Origin of the sequence: Paenibacillus polysaccharolyticus, from assembly GCF_900102085.1 — a bacterium.
GTDB lineage: Bacteria > Bacillota > Bacilli > Paenibacillales > Paenibacillaceae > Paenibacillus > Paenibacillus polysaccharolyticus.
Genome location: NZ_FMVM01000014.1, coordinates 1 through 20435, shown reverse-complemented (window position 1 = coordinate 20435; position 20435 = coordinate 1). Strand labels below are relative to the sequence as shown.

Sequence of the window (20435 nt, the reverse complement as noted above, 5' to 3'; positions counted from 1 at the left end):
TTATCTAGATTGAGGGGGTGAGGGGACGTTGACAGATGAAGAGTTGATTCGAGAGATTCAAGAAGGAAGCCGAGCTGCGATGGAAGTGCTGGTTAAACGTCACTATAAATCGGTGTTCGCATATATCTATCGCAAAACAGGAGAATATCATACGGCTTATGATCTGACTCAGGAGGTTTTCATTAAGATGATGAAATCTCTGAAAAGCTATCAGAATACAGGGAAGTTCGAGCATTGGCTTCTAAAAATTGCAGTAAACCATTGTCTGGACTATTTCCGTGGACGGGAGTATAAGCAACAGCATAGGGAGACGGAACTAACGGAAGAAGCGTTCCCTTCCAGTGAACATCATAACGTCTGGGACATTTTCCAAAAAAGAAACCAGAACGAACAAGTCAGACAAGCCGTGCTAAGTTTGCCGGAGCATCAGCGGGATGCTGTTATTTTGAATTATTACAACGGATTGAAGATTCGTGAAGTTGCTGAAGCAACGGGAACCAGTGAATCAACGGCTAAGTCACGGATACGTTTAGGAATTTCGAAGCTGAAAGAGATGATTACAGGGGGTGATCGGCATGAAACACCAACATACAAACGGAACAAATAAAGCTCACTTCGAAACAGAGATTGATATAGATGATTATAGTGAAATTGCCTCACAACTAAATCAGTATCCGGTTGAATTCCCCTCGGAAGCAGAGATCAACAGAACCATTCTTGAGCTGAGTGCATATATGCCTGAACCCGAAGGTGCTAAGCAGAACTGGGCTTCCAGAAGCTTGACCCAGGAATTGTTCCAGGTGGTCAGAGGGGAAATGGTCATTTTTCATAAATCCTATTGGTTAGCATGTGCGGTGCTTCTGCTACTTGGATTCTGGCTAGGGCGTCAACATTCCATGGATTCAACCTTAATTGTACTTTTCTTAGTGCCCATACCCTTTGTACTCGGATTGCTCGAGGTGTTCAAAGGCCGGGATTTGGGACTGATGGAGATGGAACTGACTTGTAAAATGACCGCACAACAGCTAATGCTCGCACGATTGATCGTTGTACTCTCGGGTAATATCGTTTTTGTATTTTTACTAATGTTACTGGTGTCTAACGAAACAGGAGACTTGTTGACATGGAAGTCTGCTGGACTGCTGTATACACAGTTGCTCATCTCAGCGGGGACAAGTTTGTGGCTTGCGATGCGTGTAAGAGGTGGAACCGCCGTCAGCCTTTTTTTGATTTTTTGGTTTGCGTTAGTACAGTTTGTGCTTACTCTTAAGGAAGTTAAGGCATTCATAGAGACCATTCAACCCTCATGGCTAGCCGTTATTGCTTTCGTTGGGGCGGGACTGTTGATCCGTCAAACCTATCAGATGGTGAGGAAGTATACATCACAGACAGAAAGAGGGTATTCCTTTGATACTGACCATAGATAATGTGTCCAAAAAGTACAAAGATAAATGGGTGGTTGAATCATTCTCGCTGGAATTGTCCAATCAAGGAGTCTATGGTTTGCTTGGGCCGAATGGAGCTGGAAAAACAACGTTGCTGCGAATGCTTGTGGATATCTCCGAGCCTACATCGGGACGGATTAAGTTGGATGGAAAACCGATTCAACATATGGGTGAGCAATATCGAAGTATACTCGGATACATGCCGCAACGCTTGGGATTTTACAACCGGTTTAGTGCGTCTAAATTTCTAATGTATATGTGCTCCTTGAAAGGACTGAGCGGAAGTCAGGCCAAAGTTCGTGTGCAGGAAACGTTAGCGTTGGTCGGCTTGGAAAACAAGGCGCGGGATAAAATCGGTACGTTCTCTGGAGGCATGAAACAGCGATTAGGCATCGCTCAAGCCTTGCTGAATGATCCACAGATTCTCATTTTGGATGAGCCTACAGTTGGCCTCGATCCCAAGGAGCGGATTCGATTCCGGAATATGATCGGCGAGCTCGGAAGGGAGCGTCTTGTTCTGCTGTCTACGCACATCATCTCGGATTTGGAGTTTTCATGTAAAAGGTTGATTCTGATGAATGAAGGCAAGCTGATACTGCATGATACACCGAAAGCAATTATGACGAGTATGCAAGATAGGGTGTGGAAAGCACCCATATTGGAATCACAGCTTACAGAACTGAATAGAAGATTCAAACTAAGCAGCCTCTCCTATTCACCAGAAGGTATAACCGCCCGGATCTTGTCCAAAGAAAAACCGATCCCGGAAGCTGTGCCCGAATCACCCAGACTCGAAGATGTATACATGCACTTTTTTGGGGAGGAGGCTGAATCATGATTCAGTTAATCCGGTATGAATTCGTTAAAATCATGATGCGTAAAAGTATCGCTTTAACCTTCGCTATCTTCCTTATGTTTCTAGTCGCTTATTCGTTTGTCCAACATGTTGGCTTATCTGATGCTTCCGAGGATTACAGGCCGTATGAAGGTCCCATAACACAGGAAAAAGCAAACCTAGCCAGAGATCATATGCAGATTATAGGTTTGAACAATGAGTATATTTACCCGAATGGTGTTTTCTATGACATCTTAAATTTCTCGCCAGAAACGAAAAATAACTATACAAGTTATGATGAGAATGGTCAGATCCGAACGCGAACCGTAGATGTAACCGACATTCACTACAATAAACCTTGGGGCTATTTACTTGAATATATCGATCAGTTTGGTACCGTGTTTATGATCATCTTTATTCTGCTGGGACTGGCTCCGGTATTTGCGAATGAATATGCACTGGGTACCGCATCCTTGCTACGCAGCAGCAAACGGGGCAAAAGCAAACTTGTAACGGCCAAATTATTAGCTTCTATGATCTACATTGTGGTGTGTGTTATTGTGTTTGCCGGCGTGAATTTGCAAGTGTATTGGTTGCGATTCGGTCATTTGGCTGGCGCGGATACACCCATTCAAAGTGTAGCAATGTATTTTGACACATTTTATTACGAATTCTCACCTTACCGATTTACGGCACTTCAATACTATATCGTTCAGTTATTGACTCATGCAGCTGGCAGCCTTGTGTTTGGGTGTATCGTATTACTGGTATCGGTTCTCAGTTCTACACCGTTTATTGCTGTTTCGGTGAGCGCTGCGATCGTAGGCCTTCCTTACCTGGCATATGATGTGTTAAATCTGAACTCTGGATGGATGAGGTGGCTGGAAAGTTTTCAATTAAGCACGATGATCAGAGTGACAAGACTTTTCAAATACGATGTTCATTATTCAGTATTGGGGCTAAACCTGTCTTATTTTACGTTATACATGGCTGTAATAAGCCTTTTTACCATTGGTGTTGTTGTGTTTACCTATCGCACCTTCCGCCTGCGTGAAGTATTCTCTTGAACATTTCTGATTCCCTCCTGAGATCATCAAGATTGTCCCGAGTCATTTGTGCAGTCCTCTATAATCGTGCTACTCTTTCAATAGGGTGAAGTTAAAGTTACGATGAAATATTAACGACGTATAACATAAATTAGGGGGCTCGACATGTTATCCACTAAAGTCATTGAACATTGCCGCGTAAAAGGCTGGTGGCATGAAGACGTGCCGGCTGAGTACGAGAAAGCACTGAATAAGTTGGACATTGATCTGAACTCGGATTTTGCACAATTCTACCTTCATGCAGAGGATGGACCAACATTCTATAATCGGCATCAGGAGCTCTACCAGATCTGCTGGGTGATCGAGAATACCGTATACCTGCAGGATATGCATATATCGCAACTTACACTGGGGCTACCAGAGGCATATATTCCGCTGGACAGCTTTGAAGGGGAAGGTGGATTTTTCTATAATCGCCAGACCGGCGAGGTTGTGCTGGTTGAACTGGGGGAGTCCATCGAACGTTTCCTGGATGGAGAGAGCAAGCCGCAATGGGCGGATTTCAATGCCTTTCTGGAGTGGTATTTCGGTTTGGCGGAAGTGACCACACTGTAACAGTAAAAGGGTACTCCCGCGGCTATGAAGGCCAAGGCAGTACCCTTTTGCATGTTCCAACTTGATGAACGATATTTTACTTAGAGCTGGTGAATGGACCTTCTACGTTGTTCTTCCCGTAAGGGAAAAACTCATCGACGAGATCTTGAGGTGAGATCGATACGAAGACATGATCCAGTTCGGTCTTTTTCGCAAAATCTATAATGTCACCCGGATAATACCTTGGATCAATCAGATACACATCCGAGACAACCGTCGAGAGAAAAGAAATCATAGGTACGGCGAGGGAGTCCTTGATAAACATGACCTTGAGTCCGTTTGGATTGTCTTTATTCGTCACATGTACGATTCCCTGATTGCCATACAGATACGTAAAGTATTTGTCCGCCGTCAGGTCGTAGGGAGCACCCTTCACATTCAGGGGATATGTCGTAAGCAACGCGTCCTCAAATCGACCATTTAAGGTAGCTTCCGTCTCACCTGTTTTAAAATAAAAAGAATAGTTGGTTTTGAATTTAGGATAAATCAGGTCAAAATCATCATCGCCGGCGTACAATTTCCCGGTTTTGCGGCCTTGTGAGCCGATAAAGAAATCCTTATAAGGGATTACATTGTAGTTATTCATGTCTGTAAAATAATGCTCGGGATCGAGCGGCTTATGGTACAGCCCGTCCAGATGTTGAACCAGCTGGCCGAAGGCCCAGAAGGCCGTTTTGATTTTCCAGTGATGATCGGTTGTGAAAAACAAATCCTTCGCCGGTATGCCGCTCTCCAATAATCCTTCGCGCAGATCCAACGTGTCGACTCCGCTCTGCTTCAGATGATCCAGAAAACCATCGGCCGTTTCGTTATTGTAGTTATAAGGGATGCCTTCCGGGAATGTTGTATAGCCACGTACATATTTGTCAGGTGTCATGACATACGTAAGCTTGGTTTTTGACCCCAATTGTGCACCTAGCTCGGCAACCCGATCAGAAAGTTCTTTCGTATCCGTTGGCCCCGTGGCGAAATACGTATAGTGAAGCTTACCCTCCGTATCTTTGACGACCTCGAAGTTGTTCTCTTCGTTCTTCCACATGAGTGACTGCAAGTATCCGTAGGCTTCCACGAATCCAAACTTTTCAAGAACGTGCTCATTAATATCTGCATCCAGTTCGTTGATGATACCTTTGGCATTGGAGAAGCGGTAGTCCGCTGACGCCAGTGTTTTTTTCAAGGGCTCGAAAGAATGAATCATATTCAAGATCGAGAACGTGGCGAGCGCAAGAATGAAGAGGAAGGCGGTCATTCTCTTTTTGGCAAAAAAGTTATGCATATGAAATCCTTCTCTCAGAAATTAAAATATATGAACGGGTTGTATGTTCCTTTGACCAAATAGGATACACATACAAGGAACAGAGCAATAATGGTCACAGGGTAAAGCAGTTCAAGCGGTTTACCGAAGCGTACACCATCCACCATCCATTTGTTCATCCGTAAGGCAAGTGGTGTGGAGAACAGAATGCCTAGAATGAAGAAAAGGGCATATTCCTTCATGAACATCCAGGTCGTATCACTCCAGAACCCGTTACCATACAGTCCGAACATATTGCCAAGGTAGTTGCCAGCCTGTAACAAGTCCGGTGAACGGAAAATCACCCATCCAATAACTACGATAAACATGGCATAGAAATGTCGGAGCGGAGCATACCGTGTGCTCTTATCCAGGTTGAATATTTTCTCCAGTGCAATGAACGCGAAGTTGATTAAACCCCAGATCACAAATGTCCATTCTGCCCCGTGCCAGATGCCCGTCAGACCCCAGACAATCAGCAGATTGCGGATCATTTTATCCTTGTTGCTAACGCGTGATCCTCCCAGCGGGAAGTAGACATATTCCTTGAACCAGGTGCCGAGCGAGATGTGCCAGCGGCGCCAAAATTCGGTGATGGAGCGTGAGATATACGGATACCGGAAGTTTTCTTCAAACTTGAAACCAAACATAAGCGCGAGTCCAATCGCCATATCCGAATAACCCGAGAAGTCGAAATAAATCTGCAATGTATAGGCAATCGCTCCCAGCCAAGCCAGACTTGAAGCGATATCGCCTGTTCCGCCCATGCTGAATGCATGATCGGCCACAATGGCCATGCTGTTAGATAACAGCACTTTTTTACTCAAACCCACAATAAACCGGCAACAGCCGACCGCGAACTTGTCCCAGCTTTCCTTCCGATGCATCATCTGATCCGCAATCATGTTGTAACGCAGAATGGGCCCAGCTACAAGCTGAGGGAAGAAGGAAATATAGAGGGCGACATAAAACGGATTTTTCTGCACATTTCCATGTCCGCGGTACACGTCAATGACGTAGGAGATCGCATGGAAGGTGAAAAAGGAAATGCCGAGCGGCAACGCAATATGCGGAATGCTGAAGCCAAAGCCTGTACTTTCATTGACAATGCGCAGGGCAAACGCCAGGTATTTATAAACAAACAGCATACCCAGATTGGCAACTAGCATCACGGTGATAACGGTATAAGCGGCAGTGCGCCGATCCCGGTACTTGTCCACGAGCAGTGCGAAAACGTAATTCAGTGCGATGGAGACCAGCATAACCAGCACAAAGCGTGGTTCACCCCATGCGTAGAAGAACAGGCTTGCCACAAGCAACAACATATTTTTCAGCGTCACAGAAAACCGCAATATATAATACAGCCCGAGCACAAGCGGCAAGAAATAAAATAAGAAGACTACACTGGAAAAGAGCACTGCCTTTCCTCCTTGATGATGTTAATGATGAAATAAAAAAGCTACATTTTAAATATCCGCTTGGACCTGCGATGATTCATCGAACGTGGTTTCCCCGCTTGTGAGCCGTGCTGAAGTTTGCGCCACAGCCAATATGGAATAACCACCGCGAGTCCAATCAGAAGAAGGCCGATTCGGATCATCCATTCCATCCATGGTTGTAACCATACGGTGGAAGGTTCAAGGACTTTGGGAACCTGATCAGGTGAGGGGATGAAACGAGGCGTTCCATCCGCTTCCTTCATCTGCATCGCCGTGGAACGATCAAGTTTAACGGTATAATCGAGATTCCACTTTTGATCCACCAGCGCTCGAATAGTCACCGAATCGGTTATTGCGGCGTCCGTTCCAATGGTTAGTAGGCCACCCGTTGTGATTGTTACACCCTGTACAGGATGAGCAAGCTGGAAATTCACTTCTACTTCTGGCGTTTCCAAAGCTTTCGATGCTGTCGCCTGCAGGCCACTAACGATATACGTTGCAACCGATTCACCGGCCACCGGTTTCACGACTCGTTCATCACCTTTGATCATTACAGAAGATAATTGGTTTTCTGCAACAGCTTCTTTCCTAGGTACCAGTTTGATATTTCCAACGCGGTAATTCAGCTGTGCGTTCTCAGTCGTGGTCATTGTGATTCCCCAGCTCAGCATTTTCTCTGGTGTGACACGGCCAACCGTAGCTGCATGATTTCGAACCATGAGGCTGGAAAAGGGAACACGAACCTCCCCCTCAAACCCGGGCTCCAGTCTTATCAACCCATCTACGGGATGAACCAGCTTCGGTTCTTTGGTTGCTTTGGGAATGAGGATGACATTGCGTTGATCCGCTACCGTTAGTGCCGATTGATCCTTTCGTGTAATGACAACGTTTAGTGGCAGCGTCTGATCGGAATCACTGCGAATCGAGAACCTTAATTCGCTGTAGCCTGACCAGTCCCTGTTTTGCAGCTCATACACATAGGCGGAGTAATAGCCCTTTTGTAGTTCCTGTGTCGAGGTGTTAATCTGTAAGCTGCCGTTACGATTCAGCTTGGACTGCACTTTGGCTCCATTATTCCATACCTTTATAGAACTCTCGCTCCACTGCATCTGATCCGGCTGAGCCGAAGCAGTAGCAGTGATGAGGTATAAGCTTGATAAACCTGTGAGGATTGCGACAAGCAGCCATTGCTGCCATTTCGTACTCATGCGTTCTGTGCCTCCATGTTATAAATAGGCCATCTCGTCGAGTTCATCACTCGAGATGAAGCTTTTATTCTGTACTGGGCGTTTTGGTTTGTCTGCCTCGGTATACGCCACATTCCATTGTTTCAGAAGAGCTTCCAGTTCAGGCATTTGTCCATTTCGGGCAATGTCTTGAATATTTCTGATCCGGTACAGAATGCCATGTTTGCTTCGCATCGACTTTACCCACATACAGTCAAGAACGAGTCCCTCGGCAAGCGGCAAACGAAGCTCATAGACCATTTCCTGCCGTGATATGTTCAAAAGCAAAAATTCATAGTTAAAGTCCATCAGCATAACGGTTCCATATTCGGGTGTGTCCAGTTCATGGTTCAGCGGAATGCGTGCCAGCTTGCGGTTGGACATGAGGCCCACTTGTCCGCGTTTTACAAAATTCAGACGGATGTCCTCAAATGTACTGATATCTTTATCCAGCTTCTGCGGAAGCGTAGGCTCGCGGTCATACACAATATGTAACAACTGACGCTGATCCTGTTCTGTAATCTCGTGCACTTTAAATGCATACTTCCACTTATTACCGTATGAAGTTACGTGAGTTACCTTGGCTGTAAACTCGCTTGAATAATGATCCGTTACCAGACGTACAGCAAATTCGGCTTCGCTCGGGATGTATCTCGGTGTATCCAGTACGATGGCGATCCCGCCTTCCGAAATATCATGCGTAACCGTGGACAGCGTTTCACCTTCAGTCGTTAGTGTACAGTCCACAGCAGCCAGAATACGCTCATAGTTGCGGAACACTTTACGTCCGCTGAGGAAAAAGATCGACATCATAATGTTGTAGAAATTAATCAACAGCCAGTATAGAACAACGAGAAATCCAATGGTGCCCTGACTAAATGTCCAGTGAATGCAGTTGACGATGCCGATTATAGAGAGCACAGCCAAGATCAGATGCGGAATGATCTGTTTGAGCTGGTAGCTACGATCGTTATGAGCACCGTCTTTACGAGTCACTGCAAATTTATTCATGGTGATGCCCAGTGTTTCCAGAATGACCGCAGGTAGCAGTGATGGAAAAAGAATAGTTTCGTATACATTCGTCCATTTCGTAGTTCGAATATTACCTGACAACATACGCAGACACATATTCGTTAATAGATACATCGGTAGCCAGAACACGAGAATTTCCAAAATGGTACACTTCACCACGAGCACACCGAACACAGCAAACAGAATGGGTGACATGATATACAGCACTCGTTTAAGACCGGAATACCAATAGGTTATAGAAGAGATATAATTCAGTCTTTGGGCAAACGTAAGTCCGCGCTTGAACAAAATATTCATTTTTCTTCCCGTTTGAATACATCCGCGTGCCCAGCGTTGGCGTTGTTTGATCAGGCTTTTCAGATCACCGGGAGCAAGTCCGGAAGCAAGTACTTTATTGGTGGCAAAACAGCGATACCCTTTGCTCTGCATTTCAATGCCAGTGGCAAAATCCTCTGTAATGGAACCAGTATAGAAACCACCCACATCTTCGAGTGCCTGCCTCGAAAGTACCGTGTTGGTTCCGCCGTAGATAACGGAGTTGGACTTGTTCCGCCCGACCTGCACATCGCGATAGAAGTAGTCCTGTTCATTCGGAATTCGAGCTTCGGAATACAGATTATATTGAAACTGATCGGGATTATAGAAGCTTTGCGGAGTTTGAACGAAGCCGATCTTTTCTCCTGTCAGAAAATAAGGCACGCAGGACGTCAGAAAATCATGCTTCGGAATCATATCGGCATCAAACGTGGCGATTAGAGGGGAGGAAGTATGTTTCATGGCGTTGTTCAAGTTTCCAGCTTTGGCGTGGATGTGCTCTGTCCGGGTCAGATAGTTAATCCCCATATGATCAGCCAGTTCTCGCATCTCGGGACGATTGGAGTCGTCACACAGGTAGATATGTACTTTGGAGCGGTCCGGGTAATCCATATTGAGACAGCCGTTAATCGTTTTGAAAAGCAAGGATGCAGGTTCGTTATATGTAGCTATAAAAACATCAACGTCAGGATACAATGACTCATCAACGACAGGAAGTTCAGGATATTCAAGCCGGGTCATGTTATAAAAATGCACAGCGAGTTCAAACATACCAATGAGTTCGACAATCAGGAGGGCAAGACCGGCGGTCACGGCAAGCGGGCCATGGCCGAAAGGAATGGTGAAGAAGGTACGCCATATGACGTAAATACAAGACATGATCACCGTTGCGGTAACCAGCATTTTTTTGCGTGTGCTTAAACGATTCAAGGTGCATACCTCTCTCTATAATTGGTGAAAGTAATCAACGTTCATCAAGTCTAACCATATGTCTATCGTACAATAGCGTTCTGAACGAATTCTGAACAAAAGAAATGAATGAAATTGTGTATTAATCCATTATATGTGATGGAAACGACATGTTTTGGTGTTTAAATACAGTCTGGTAATGACGAAATATGTCGAATCATGAAGATTATTGTATTTATTTCATGCGAAATTAGCAACATTTTTATTTTAAGTCCATAATGTGGAAATTGTTACGTTAGTGGAATGATTACATAAAAAAGACGAGCCTATGGGCTCGCCTTTTTTGGTTGATCTTTTGCAGATACCGTAATCTCACTGTAGCACTTCCATGCTACCCGAGATTTATTAATCGGATATGTTGCGGGTGTAATATTCAATGATATCCTTACGACGAATGATTCCAAGAAAGACCCGATCTATATCCACCACGGGCACAAAGTTTTGGTCTGCCGCAAGAGTCAGCATATCCTCCATCTCTGCTTCGATGTACACGCACTCATTATAGACACGATGGCTAATCTCATCGACCTGCACTTGGTCCATATTATCAAATGTTAATCCAGGCGTATTACGCATTTTCCATAACAGATCACCTTCGGACAGAGTAGCAACATATTTTCCATCCGGATCAATTACGGGAATGGCGGTGTAGTGGTGCGATTCCAACTGCTCAATAGCATCTTTCATGGAAGCGGTAGACTCGATATAGGCCACTTCGGCTTTTGGGAGTAAAAAATAGCTGATTTCCATCATCGGGCTCCTTTTCAGCCTTTTGCATCGCAAAAAAGCTTTAGTATGTAATTCACTATTCTTATTTAAACATATTATGTGAGCTTAAGGCTATTTTTAATGACAAATTCATCAGATTTGTCACATTGTTTAATCGGCGCAGGAAATTTATAGTATAGAGTAGAGGTGATGTGACATGAAATCGAAACGTAAATTATTATATGGACTCTTGCCGATTCTATTTGCAGGCGGTATTGGAATGTATCTTTATATGCAGAATAGCAAACCGGAGGAACCGAAACCGCAGACAACGGTGAATCAGTACATAGAGCATTTACAAAAGAAAGAGTTCGGCCAGCTGTATTCGTTGATGTCACCTGCTTCGTTGACCGAGGCAGGCATGTCCAAGGAACAGTTTATTGAGAAATACAATGCAATCTACTCGGGTATGCAGGTCTCTGCTGTTAAAGCTGAGCTGACAGCAGCGAATACGACAGGAACGGAAGCTGACTCTGGCGCTCAAACAACAGGGACTGAAAGTGGAACCGAGACTAAGGTTGAATCACAAGCAACAACGGACAAAGAGGGGACGAATCAGGCAGAACAATCCGCTAGTAACCCTGATCTCTACCAGACCGATTATGATCTACACCTGACCACCTTTTTAGGTGAAGTCAACGAGACACATACGCTTAATTTAGTTCGACAGGAGCTGGAGGACGGGAGCAAAGTCTGGCAGATTAACTGGAAGCCGTCCCTGATCCTCAGTGACATGGTGAAAGGTAGCAAAGTTCGGGTGAAGACGTTATTCCCGAATCGAGGGGATATTGTAGATCGTGACGGGTTGCCGCTTGCAACCCAGGGCACAATGAATGAGTGGGGCATCGTACCCGAGAAGCTCGGAGAGAACCCGGATCAGATGATTGCACGCATCGCGAAACATTACAAGGTGTCCGTAGAAGCCATTCAGAAGACACTTGGTCAGACATGGGTGAAACCGGAATTTTTTGTGCCAATGGGCTCGACAGAGGAATTTGATGTACCTTCTTCTCTTAGCGGAGTTGCTCTGCAAAGTAAGGAAATTCGGTATTACCCGCTTGGTGAAGCAGCGGCACATCTGATCGGATATGTGCGTAAGGCCACGAAGGAAGACCTGGACAAAGATACCGAAGGGTATTACCGTGCGGAAGATTGGATCGGCAAAGCTGGACTGGAACAGTCTATGGAGAAGCAGCTACGCGGAGAGCGTGGCGGTTTAATTGAAATTACGGATGAAGCGGGCAACACGCGTTCCGAATTGATCCGCAAAGATGCAGTCGACGGTAAGGATGTGCAACTAACCATCAGCTCCGCACAGCAGCAAAGATTGTATCAGACGCTGGCGGGTGGCGGCGATGCCGGAGCGATGGTGATGATGAATCCGAAGGACGGAAATATGCTTGCTATGGTGAGTGCGCCTTCCTACAATCCGAATAAAATGGTTACCGGTCTGACGCAGGCCGAGTGGGATGCCTATTCGGCGAACGAGAAGCTTCCTTTTATCAACCGAGTAACGACACGATATGCTCCCGGCTCAACCTTCAAGGCGATTACTGCGGCTGCGGGGTTGATGGAGAAGGTGACCACACCGGACAAAACCCATGAAATTTTTGGTTTGCAATGGCGGAAGAATGATAGCTGGGGCGGATATTACGTCAAGCGGGTGAAAAGCCTGAGTCCCGTAAATATGGTGGATGCCCTCGTATACTCCGACAATATTTATTTTGCAATGGAAGCGACGGAGATGGGGAGTGCCAAGTTTATCGAGGGCATTCAAAAGTTCGGGTTTGGTGACAATTTCGGGCTGGATGAACTCTATTTGAAACCTAGTCAGTATGCAAATGAGGCGCACAGGGATCTTTCTTCCGAGGTGCTGCTAGCCGACACTTCGTATGGTCAAGGTGAGATGTTAATGTCACCGATTCATCTTGCTACTGCGTTTACGCCGTTTGTGAATGAAGGCAAGCTGGTGAAACCTGTATTGATTGTTGGAAAAGAGACCCCTGATCCTGAGGTGATTATCACACCGGATGTAGCCAATACCGTTACTGACGCACTGAAACAGGTGGTGTCTCGTCAAGGCGGAACGGCACATGCCCTCAGCTCGATTGCTGGCGGTCTTGCAGGCAAGACAGGAACGGCCGAACTGAAAGCGAAGAAGGGTGAGCAAGGTCAGGAGAACGGATTTTTCGTTACCTTTGATACCGAATCACCGTCGTTCCTGTTGGCAGCCGTAATCGAAGAGGTGAACGGGCGCGGTGGCAGCCATTATGTGGTGGATCGCTTGAAACCATTCTTGGAGAAACTTCAGCTTGAGCCGTGACTATGAAATCTGGCAACGATAAGAAATAACCAAAAAACGCGTTCTTGGCTTGAACCATACAGGTCGCCAAGACGCGTTTTTCATTTTACTTTATATACTAAAATTTCATAATGGATTTCAGATCATTTTCTGGCTGTAATCATGAATCGCGCCGAGTTGGTGCGAATCCCTTTCTCGTCGCGGTGATCCTGAACAAATTGTTCAAAGATATCCAGGTCGGACGCGAGTTCTCCAAATTGAGGAACGATAGGTGTGTGTGTCAGCAGGAACAAGAGATCCTCAGGTGTAGCGTAATACTCGGTTACATTATATTCACGGACCTCGATGTGCTGGAAACCTGCATGTTGCAGCTCTTGTTTGTATTTTTCCAAGAGTGTTCCGGGCTCTATGCCGAGATGTTGTCCACGTCCAAATGCTTGCTTTACATTCAATTTATCGTGCTCGCTGACCTGCTGGGTCAGGAATACGCCATCCTCTGCGAGAACGTTGTACACTTCTGACGCGGAGAATGCGGAATGTCTGCAAGAAACGATATTGAAGAATGACTTTGGAAACTGTAAGTTGTCCGCATCCATCTGAGTGAATCGCACATTGGAGCATTTTTTAGTTCGCTTTAAATTTCGCTGAGCTGTCTCGATCATTCCATGAGCCAAATCGATGCCGACAAGCAGATGAGCATGTTCAGCAATGGCGAGCACGGCTTCGCCTCCACCTGTGCCGATGTCCAGCAGCAGATCGGATGTTTGTGTGCAACGAGTCACCTCATCATAGAAGTCCCAGTCGGTGGGTTCAGAGATCACCTTCATCGTGCTGAAATCCCATCCATTTTGTTGACCGACACGTTCATAAAATGTGTTGTAATCCCACTGTTTTTTCATATTAATTCTTCCTCCAGTATGTGATGTGTTATTTAGGATTTGTTGTTTTCAATCATCGTTCATCTACACATCGAACAGGCTCAAAAGGACAGAGCTACCCCTTGGTAGCTGGTACGCGTTTTGATCCAGCCCGACATTTAATTACTTCGAACGATTGGAAACAACATCCCTTTCACCTCACATGTTGGAATAGCCCCATTATACATAATTGACAGCGCATACGCGAGGTGATATTTTGGGGTGGAATCTATTCTAGGAATCCGAGGTGATCAATGGTGGCTGTTCGTGCTAATCAGATTTTTGTCAACTTGCCAGTCCAGGATTTGAAGAGATCGGTTGATTTCTTTACGAAAGTAGGGTTTGAATTCAATGCCCAGTTTACGGACGATAAGGCTACCTGTATGATTGTCGGAGAAAATATCTTTGCCATGCTTCTGGTGGAGGAACGTTTCCAATCCTTTATCACGAAAACAATCGCGAACGCGGCTGAGACAACAGAAGTGATCGTTGCTTTATCTGTTGCTTCCCGTGAAGAAGTGGATGCGATTGTACAAGCTGCCCTTGATGCCGGAGCGAAGCAATATAACGAACCTCAAGATCATGGATTCATGTATGGACGGAGTTTTCAAGACCTGGACAACCATCTATGGGAAGTCTCTTATATCAATTTGAGCGCGTTCCCTTCGAACCAGCCCGAATAGATCAGCATGAATTGTGCCCTCTAACTATCGCTGAATGGATAAATAAACGAAACTAAATAGATCCGCATCAGATGGACTTGCGGAATATACATGAAGGCCTTCCTTGAAAACAGGAAGGTCTTTTTTTAGTCTACAAAATAAATGATCAGCATGAATCCCTCTTACATATCTTATTTTTTGGTCAGGAATATATGGTGCATTTTACCTTTTTGCTATATGATAAATGTCGATTCACCCCGAGATTAGGCAACACATATTCTGGAGTGATATCAAGTAACAGAACGACAACAGAAAAACAAAAGATAACATATATCTAAATTTACATACGTTTAGGCTGGAGGGATCAGGATGTATTGTCACATATGCGGCACGAAAAATAGTTCTGGGGAAGACCACTGTCAGAAGTGTGGAACCCGATTGAAACAAGATAGCTCCACAGAGGAGCAAATCTGGTCGGAGCCATCAGGACTGGAGCCACGTAATGCATCTGCAACCGGAACGGTGAGCAAGCGCAAGAGCAGTCCATTTGTATGGATTATCCCACTGCTACTTGCAGCAATTATGGGGGCGTTGTTAGCGTATTATTATAATCAAGAGAATCTGATTAACGCTCATGTGAAGACACTGCATCTTGAGGCAGAGAAGGCTGCACTGGACGGGAAATATTCAGAAGCTCTGGATTTGCTGGACAAAGCTCTCGCTCAAAGACCGAATGTAGGAGCACTCGTTCAGGATCGTAAAATTACAGAGCAAGCGAACAACTTACTAAAACAAATGGACGAAGCCGCGAATCTGCTCAAAACAGGTAAGCTGTCGGAAGCGGACAAAATGATTCAAACCGCGGCTAAAACATTAAACGAACGCCAAGAGCCGGTGTTTGATAAGGTAAGGTCAGCGTTGAACAATCGAAAGGTGACCCTGGCTGTTTTGAAAGTGAAAAAGGAAATTGATCAGTTAACAACCGTCGAGGCACTCGCTGAAAAACTCAAAACGATCTCCAAGCTGAACGGTAAGGAAGCCGAAGTTGTGAAAAAGCAGATTACCGATAAGCTGGCAGGTATCAGTTATAAGCAGGCGGAGCAGCAAGTGAAGAAGCGTGATTTTACAGCAGCACTGCAAACCGTGGACAACGGATTATCTTATGCGCCTGAGGATCAGAAGCTGACCAAATACCGGGATGAAGTGTTGCGTGAGAAGAAAGCTTTTGAGCAGGCAGAGGAAGAACGGATTCGACTTGCAGAACAGCAAGCAGCTGAAGAAGAACTTCGCAATCGTACAGGGGCTGTATACGTAACGGATCTGTCTGCTAAGCTGGATGAGTATGGAGACTTGTATATCAGCGGGTCGGTGTTTAATCAGGGAACACGCCCTATATCATCCGTGGCGCTTATCGTTAGCATTAATGCCTCCAACGGCGATTACATCGGTGAGACAGATGTTTATGTATACCCAGCTATATTGGATGTAGGCGAAGAAGGATATTTTGAAACCTACTATTATGGGGTATATGAAGCCGCGAATGTGACAGTTACGAATGCATCATGGTATGTGGAGTAGGAGGACGACAAAATGAGCAAACGTGTATGGGGAACGATCATTTCCAGTGCAATAATTATTGGTGCTGGTGCTGGAGGCGTATTCTGGATTCACCAGCATACAGCAGATGAGATGGCGCTAGCTCCCAAACTGGCTGTGGCTTCCTCGAAACAGGTGGATCAACCCAAAGTAAAAACAACATCTAAAACCACAGAAAAGAAAACGCGTAAACAGATTATTGAAGATAGTCAGCGAAAAGTAGTTACGATTGAAAGTAGCGATGGTCTGGGCTCAGGCTTCTTATATAATAACAAGGGCGATGTCATCACTAATGCGCATGTCGTCGAGGGTTCCAAAGAAGTGACGATTCGCACCTTGGATCATCAGGAATATCGGGGTACAGTGATTGGTTTTGGCGAAGAGACGGATGTTGCTGTTGTCAGAGTCCCTGATCTTGTGAAAATGGAACCTCTGCCTATTGCGTCAGCTAAAGCGGAGGTTGGTGATGAAATTCTGGCACTCGGTAGTCCGCTTGGTTTTGAGAATACGGTGACTACCGGTATTATTAGCGGACTTGACCGCAGCTTTGAAATCCCGCCTTATATTTATACCAACTTGTATCAGATATCTGCTCCGATTACTAACGGTAACAGCGGCGGTCCGCTGATTAACGCGGAAACGGGAGAAGTGCTGGGTATTAATTCGACGGTGGTTAAACAGGAAGGTGGACTAGGGTTCAGCATTCCTATCACCAGTGTGTTGAAGCAGGTGCAACAATGGTCAGAGCGCTCACCTGATACCAAAGGGGCACAAACGGTAAGGGACTCATCTTCGCAGACGTCGTCCGCTGCTTTATCTGAAGCGGAAGCACTGGTTGCTGATTTTTACAACTACCTGAACATGAGTGATTATGTATCTGCCTATGCGTTGCTCGGAAGTGATTGGCAGAAGGGCACAAGTTACGCTAAATTTCGTGAAGGCTATACGTATACGAGCTATGTTAGTGTGGAGAAAATTTCGTCTGCGAGTACGAGTAAGGAAGAGATGGAAGTGAGCGGTGTGATCGCTGCCGAGGAGCGCAAGGATGGGGAATACGTAACGACTCAATATAACGTGACATATCAGGTCGGATACGAGAATGGCCAATTAAAGATATTACATGGACAGGGTAAAAAGAAGAAATAAATGGATTCGTGAATAAAAGGAGGGCTTGCCACATGGCGGGTTCTCCTTTTTATATTGCGGATTAAACATATATTTGCTAGAATACAGAACGAATGTTCAGTATATAAGAATGGAGTGAAGTGAGTGAGTTTAAATAAAAAGCAGCTCCAGTCCGAGCAGACCAAGAAAAAACTTGCGGATGCATCCAAAGCCCTTTTTGTACAAAAAGGATATAAAGCAACGTCTATTGAGGACATCGTCGCGGCGACTGGAAGTAGCAAGGGAAATATATATTATCATTTCAAAAGCAAAGAAGGGCTCTTCCTCTATCTCATTGATGAATGGGATCGGGAGTGGGAAGCAAGCTGGAAATCAAAAGTTCATCTGTATCACACTTCCACCGAGAAAATCTATGGCCTGGCGGAACAGCTTATTATGGATGATATCAACCATCCTTTAACAAAAGCGGCTGATGAGTTCTTCACTGGAGAGAAAAAAGAGAATGATATTGAAGAACGAATCGCAGTATTGTTTGAGCGGCACATCCAATTCAATAAGCAGCTGATTCAAGAAGGAATAGACAGCGGGGAGTTCAATGATCAGAATGTAGAGCATCTTGCGTTGATTTTGGAAAGTACCATTATAGGGCTTAGTCAAATGTCGCGTAAGCTGGAACCGGGCGAGGCTCTTGCGTTGTATCGTCAGGCCGCCAGTGTATTTCTTCACGGGATTGCCAAGGATAAACAGCATAATTAGACAACGATGGAGGATGGAATCATGGCTTTACTGACACGTAACAGGGGCGCGTTGCTGCTGTTGATGTTGAATATTTTTCTCGTATTTATGGGCATTGGTCTGGTTGTGCCGATCATGCCTGCTTACATGAACTTGCTTCATATTACGGGCTTTACGATGGGACTTCTGTTCGCGGCGTTCTCTTTCACACAGTTTTTGTTCTCTCCAGCAGCAGGTCGTTGGTCAGACCAGTGGGGACGCAAAAAGATTATCGTATTCGGGATGCTGATCTTTGCGGTATCAGAATTTATGTTCGGTGCGGTGAATGCGCCTTATCTGCTCTTCGCAGCCCGAATGTTGGGCGGTATTGGCGCGGCGTTGATCTTTCCTGCGGTTATGGCCTATACGGCTGATATCACAACGGAAGAAGAGCGCGGTAAAGGCATGGGGCTTATTAATGCGGCGATCACAACAGGTTTTATCATCGGGCCAGGAATCGGCGGTTATATTGCCGAGTTCGGAATACGGGTTCCTTTTTATGCGGCAGGGGTTGCGGGTTTGCTGGCTGCAATCATTACACTGATTATCTTGCCTGAATCCGAGCGTAGCGCGAGTGAGCAGACTACACCTGAAACTAGCGGGGCAAAAGTAAAAGCACCAGGTATGGTATCTCAGCTTATCAACTCTTACCGGGAACCTTACTTTTTCAGTCTAATCATCGTATTTGTCATGGCTTTTGGTTTGGCTAACTACGAGACGGTATTCTCCCTGTTTGTGGATCACAAGTTTGGTTTCACGACCAAAGATATTGCGTTTATCATTACATTTGGTTCCATTGCTGGAGCAGTTGTGCAAGTATCCCTGATTGGCTGGTTGCTGAACACATTTGGGGAAAAGAAGGTTATTACGGTATGTTTGCTGTTTGTCTCCGTGTTTGTATTACTAACCTTATTCGTTCACACGTACTGGTTAATCGTTGTTGTAACGTTTATCGTCTTCTTGGGAATGGATATTTTACGCCCTGCAATCAGTACGCAGATGTCCAAGCTCGCTGAAGAACAACAGGGGTTTGTGGCTGGGCTGAATTCCGCGTATACAAGTCTGGGCAACATCGCTGGACCCATCGTAGCTGGAGCGTTGTTTGATGTGAATATTAACTATCCGTATGTATCGGCTGCGGCGGTGCTTGGCATCTGTTTCTTATTATCCTTACGTGTGCTAAGAAGTGTTAAATCGGTACAAGAGCCAAAGGTTCAAGTGTAATTCTTCTAAATATAAAACGTGAACACTTCAAGTTTGGTATAATAAGAAATGCTGGAAGTGAACCACATGGGCTGAGTTACATTGGAACATTACCGAGGAAGATCATTTTTAGACATAGACAGGATTAATGGAGTGATAACATGAGCAAAGCAAAAGGTAAGGGCGGCACAGGCCGCGGAACGGGCAAAAAAGGTTGGAATCGCTGGCAAGCCAGTGCCAACCGAGCGAAGAGTGCTCCTAAGCCTTATAAAAGCAAGGGAACCAAGAATAAGGAAAGCGCTGAGTCTGCTACGGATAAGTCCAACTAAATGGACAGGGGAAGAGGCGGAGTGGAACCAAGTGCGTAGTTTTTCAGAGAAACAGCAGTTTTTGGATGTGGTATTCATATCTGAAGAACTGTTGTTTTTTTTTATGAAGGCATAAGGGAAGGGGGATTAATGGATCAGACATTTAAGAAAGTTCTAAATATATAGAGAGGTAAATATTAAGGTGCACTGCTTTGTTTAGTTCTTAAGGTAAGGATCTGGTATCATAAGGCAATGTGACTTTAAAAACAAAGTGTTTTTATATTGAATAAACAACACCTCAAAATTTAATCCTAAATATGGAAAATTAAATTTAATAAATAATGCTTTACATGTGGTGGCGATACATGGTATATTCTTATTCCGGCCAAGAAAACACAGCTTATACGGTGCGGCAAGCAAATGAAAACAAGCTTCGAAAGAAACTTAAAAAAAGAACTTGCAAAGTTGGTTCGGACATGATATTATATAAGAGTTGCTGAAACGAACTGGTTTCGGTAGCGAGAA

Annotated in this window: 18 protein-coding genes; 12 read left to right on the top strand and 6 right to left on the bottom strand. The window is 45.1% G+C overall.

All coding sequences use genetic code 11. From position 1 onward, the window contains the following. Positions 1–28 precede the first annotated feature (28 nt). From BLQ13_RS19280 to BLQ13_RS19260, 5 genes are all read left to right on the top strand, one after another. Positions 29–607 (top strand): RNA polymerase sigma factor, encoded by a 579-nt coding sequence (locus tag BLQ13_RS19280; protein WP_244159384.1) that lies wholly within the window; start codon positions 29–31, stop codon positions 605–607. Further along, complete coding sequence (locus tag BLQ13_RS19275; RefSeq protein ID WP_090923124.1) at positions 576–1427, top strand: hypothetical protein; 852 nt, start codon at positions 576–578, stop codon at positions 1425–1427. Before BLQ13_RS19280 ends, BLQ13_RS19275 begins: the two co-directional genes overlap by 32 nt. Next, positions 1408–2283 carry an ABC transporter ATP-binding protein gene (locus tag BLQ13_RS19270; RefSeq protein WP_090923122.1) on the top strand — a complete coding sequence of 292 codons (876 nt, stop codon included), beginning with the start codon at positions 1408–1410 and terminating at the stop codon, positions 2281–2283. The genes BLQ13_RS19275 and BLQ13_RS19270 overlap by 20 nt, the downstream gene beginning before the upstream one ends. After that, positions 2280–3347 (top strand): ABC transporter permease subunit, encoded by a 1068-nt coding sequence (locus BLQ13_RS19265; RefSeq protein ID WP_090923120.1) that lies wholly within the window; start codon positions 2280–2282, stop codon positions 3345–3347. Before BLQ13_RS19270 ends, BLQ13_RS19265 begins: the two co-directional genes overlap by 4 nt. Positions 3348–3491: 144 nt before the next feature. After that, a complete protein-coding gene (locus BLQ13_RS19260; RefSeq protein WP_090923118.1) occupies positions 3492–3941 on the top strand; it encodes an SMI1/KNR4 family protein in 450 nt (149 codons plus the stop codon). Positions 3942–4017: 76 nt separating this feature from the next. Here the strand turns inward: BLQ13_RS19260 and BLQ13_RS19255 are convergent, their stop codons facing one another. The 5 genes from BLQ13_RS19255 to BLQ13_RS19235 form a co-directional block, all read right to left on the bottom strand. Beyond that, entirely contained in the window at positions 4018–5256 is a 1239-nt protein-coding gene (locus BLQ13_RS19255; RefSeq protein ID WP_090923116.1) for an alginate O-acetyltransferase AlgX-related protein, read from the bottom strand. 14 nt (positions 5257–5270) lie between these two features. Further along, complete coding sequence (locus tag BLQ13_RS19250) at positions 5271–6692, bottom strand: MBOAT family O-acyltransferase (RefSeq protein ID WP_090923114.1); 1422 nt, start codon at positions 6690–6692, stop codon at positions 5271–5273. A 41-nt stretch (positions 6693–6733) separates the two neighbouring features. Further along, on the bottom strand, positions 6734–7921 hold the full coding sequence (locus BLQ13_RS19245) for a carbohydrate binding domain-containing protein (protein WP_090923112.1): 1188 nt from the start codon (positions 7919–7921) through the stop codon (positions 6734–6736). Between the two features lie 18 nt (positions 7922–7939). Further along, positions 7940–10216: a glycosyltransferase gene (locus BLQ13_RS19240; protein WP_090923110.1), complete on the bottom strand. Its 2277-nt coding sequence runs from the start codon at positions 10214–10216 to the stop codon at positions 7940–7942. Positions 10217–10600: 384 nt separating this feature from the next. Further along, entirely contained in the window at positions 10601–11005 is a 405-nt protein-coding gene (locus BLQ13_RS19235) for a CBS domain-containing protein (protein ID WP_090923108.1), read from the bottom strand. A gap of 175 nt (positions 11006–11180) precedes the next feature. On the opposite strand from BLQ13_RS19235, the gene BLQ13_RS19230 reads away from it, so the two are divergent. Continuing rightward, entirely contained in the window at positions 11181–13346 is a 2166-nt protein-coding gene (locus BLQ13_RS19230; RefSeq protein WP_090923106.1) for a penicillin-binding transpeptidase domain-containing protein, read from the top strand. Between the two features lie 122 nt (positions 13347–13468). On the opposite strand, the gene BLQ13_RS19225 is transcribed toward BLQ13_RS19230, so the two are convergent. Beyond that, on the bottom strand, positions 13469–14224 hold the full coding sequence (locus BLQ13_RS19225; RefSeq protein ID WP_090923104.1) for a class I SAM-dependent methyltransferase: 756 nt from the start codon (positions 14222–14224) through the stop codon (positions 13469–13471). A gap of 275 nt (positions 14225–14499) precedes the next feature. On the opposite strand from BLQ13_RS19225, the gene BLQ13_RS19220 reads away from it, so the two are divergent. The 6 genes from BLQ13_RS19220 to BLQ13_RS19195 all read left to right on the top strand — a co-directional run bounded on the left by BLQ13_RS19220 (position 14500) and on the right by BLQ13_RS19195 (position 19931). Then, positions 14500–14925 carry a VOC family protein gene (locus tag BLQ13_RS19220; RefSeq protein WP_090923388.1) on the top strand — a complete coding sequence of 142 codons (426 nt, stop codon included), beginning with the start codon at positions 14500–14502 and terminating at the stop codon, positions 14923–14925. Between the two features lie 348 nt (positions 14926–15273). Continuing rightward, the gene (locus tag BLQ13_RS19215) at positions 15274–16482 is read left to right on the top strand and encodes a hypothetical protein (protein WP_090923102.1); all 1209 of its coding nucleotides are present in this window, start codon (positions 15274–15276) and stop codon (positions 16480–16482) included. Between the two features lie 12 nt (positions 16483–16494). Next, entirely contained in the window at positions 16495–17646 is a 1152-nt protein-coding gene (locus BLQ13_RS19210; RefSeq protein ID WP_090923101.1) for a S1C family serine protease, read from the top strand. 123 nt (positions 17647–17769) lie between these two features. After that, on the top strand, positions 17770–18381 hold the full coding sequence (locus tag BLQ13_RS19205; RefSeq protein WP_090923099.1) for a TetR/AcrR family transcriptional regulator: 612 nt from the start codon (positions 17770–17772) through the stop codon (positions 18379–18381). A gap of 21 nt (positions 18382–18402) precedes the next feature. After that, on the top strand, positions 18403–19623 hold the full coding sequence (locus BLQ13_RS19200) for an MFS transporter (protein WP_090923097.1): 1221 nt from the start codon (positions 18403–18405) through the stop codon (positions 19621–19623). A 140-nt stretch (positions 19624–19763) separates the two neighbouring features. Then, positions 19764–19931, top strand: coding sequence for a DUF3934 family protein (locus BLQ13_RS19195; protein ID WP_090923095.1), 168 nt, complete (start codon positions 19764–19766; stop codon positions 19929–19931). Positions 19932–20435 lie beyond the last annotated feature (504 nt).